At 62.5% G+C, this 2134-nt stretch carries 2 protein-coding genes; one reads left to right on the top strand and one right to left on the bottom strand.

Annotated elements, in window-relative coordinates; genetic code table 11:
* Positions 1–546, top strand: a 546-nt coding sequence (locus ACH2EH_RS04765) for a carbohydrate ABC transporter permease (protein WP_395139445.1), incomplete at its 5' end; no start/stop codon positions are given.
* Positions 547–565: 19 nt separating this feature from the next.
* On the opposite strand, the gene ACH2EH_RS04760 is transcribed toward ACH2EH_RS04765, so the two are convergent.
* Positions 566–2134: recombinase family protein (locus tag ACH2EH_RS04760; RefSeq protein WP_395139443.1), on the bottom strand; the 1569-nt coding region annotated here is incomplete at its 5' end.

Raw genomic sequence — 2134 nt, 5'->3', positions numbered from 1 at the left:
TGTGCCTACGCTCTTTCGCGCTACCCACTGCCCTACACCTACAAAGTGCTACTCTTTCTGCTGGCGACCATGGCATTCCCTGCCGAAGTGGCGATGATCCCAAACTTTCTCATGCTCAAGAGCCTCGGGCTGCTTAATACGTTTGGCGCACTGATCCTGCCGGGCCTCGCGAGCGGCTACTCCATATTTTTACTCAAAGGCTTCTTCGACTCGCTGCCCAAAGAGCTCTACGAAGCCGGAATCTTAGATGGCGCATCGGAGCTGATGATGTTCGCCAGAATCACGCTCCCGCTCTCGCTGCCGATCTTCTCCGTCATCGCCCTCCACGCCTTCACGGGGGCCTACGGCGCGTTTCTCTTCGCACTGGTCGTCTGCCAAGATCCGAAGATGTGGACGATCATGGTGGCGCTCTACAACCTGCAGTCCAACGCCCCCCAGTACGTCATCTTTGCCGCCCTGACACTGGCAGCGCTCCCGATACTTATCGTCTTCCTCGCCGCTCAGAAAGTCATTCTGCGCGGCATCGTCCTACCGTCATTCCGTTAGAAACCCTCTGCGCTTGACTTTAGGGATCTCTCCACTGGATCTCCCGCTCTCCTTTGTACGCCATTGTGCGGAGCTCCACCGAGGCGCTACTCCAGCTAAATAGTCCGGCCTTGGGGTGGATTTGTACCTCACGCCGGGGCGCTCTTGCTGCGGCGTCTGTGCGGCCCTCTGCGATCCGTGCAGCCCTCTCTCCTGAGTCGGGGCAGTCCACACGCGCCACCAGCAGGAGAATAAGCTGGCGCAGTGTTTCCTGGGTGGGCTCCTCCAGTGCAGCAAGGCGCTGCGCCTGGGCGAGCACCTGCGGAGCGCTCTCTTCGTCCTCTTGCTGCGTGAGTGCGACGCGCTGGGCTGCCAGCTCCTGGTAGCGCCTCTCGAAGTCGCCCGTGCTGAGGATCCCCCGGGAGTGCAGCTCAAAGAGGGCATCCACTTGGTGGGTGAGGGTTGATTGCTGGCGCTGGAGAATCTCTAGCTTGCTGCTCTGCTTCAGTGCTGGCTTCACGCAAGTCGGAATCTTGAGCATCTCCAGTGCCTTGGTTAGTGCAATTAGGGTGGCCTCTTCGGCGTGGTGGGCGTTCACCAGGAAGGTCTTTGCGCCGGGATGGGCCTCGGGCAGGGATCGAGACGCGATGCAGTGGTAGTAGCGGCGTCCTACCGGCACAGGTGCGCAAGGGCTAGGAGGCCGGGCCTCCGTACCCCGCACCATGTCGCCTTGTCCGGGTTTGTCGTCGCTTTTTGTTTGGCCGCCCGTGAGGCTGTAGAGCCGCCCGCCGCAGTGGGGGCACCAGATCAGTCCGGAGAGTAGCCAGCGTGTAGAAGCGCTGCGAGAGTTACTCCAGCGCCCCAGCCTTGCCTGCGTGGCGGGGCTTGCCTCGTGAGTGCGCTGGAGGGTGTTCAGGGCCGCTACGACCTCCTGGGAGAGCAGGGCGGGGAAGATGCCAGCGGTGACAATGCGCGCCGGATCGTCTTGCGGAAGCCCGCGCCCTAGAATCGAGTACCCGGCCATGCGGAGGCGGTTGTCAGGACTTAGGATCTCGGCAACATCGGCATTGCCCCACAGACCGCCACGGGTGCGCCGGTGGCCCTCGCGGTTTAGCTGGGCGGCGATCTTCACGCCCGACATTCCCACAAGGCGCAGCTCCACCAGGCGCAGCAAGGCGGAAGCGTAGGGCTCGCGAAAATCTATCTGCGAGCTGCTTGCCCGCATCATCCAGCCGGGGAGCTCGCCGTGGTGCTTGCCGGACTGGACGCGGCGTAGAATCACGTCGCGGGCCTGGTCGCTCTGATCTTCCGCTTGCTGCTCGGCGAATCCCAGGAGCACGGTGCGAATCATGCGGCCCGCGCTGGTGCTGGTGTCTATGTTGTCCTTGATCACATGGACGGCGCAACCCGCGCTCTCAAAAGCCTGGAAGATCTCCAGTCCATCAAGTGTGCGACGGGCCACGCGAGAGAGCTTGTAGAAGACGATGTGCTGGATCAGCCCGGCCTGGGCGGCTTTGAGGTGCGCCATCAGTCCGGGGCGCTCCTTCCAGTTCTTGTTGAACCCGCTTTGGTCCAGGTCCTGGTGCTCGCGGCTGGCCTCCTCGTCGAG

The sequence above is a fragment of the Armatimonas sp. genome, from assembly GCF_043760365.1.
Classification (GTDB): Bacteria; Armatimonadota; Armatimonadia; order Armatimonadales; family Armatimonadaceae; genus Armatimonas.
This window is presented reverse-complemented; position numbering and strand designations above follow the sequence as displayed.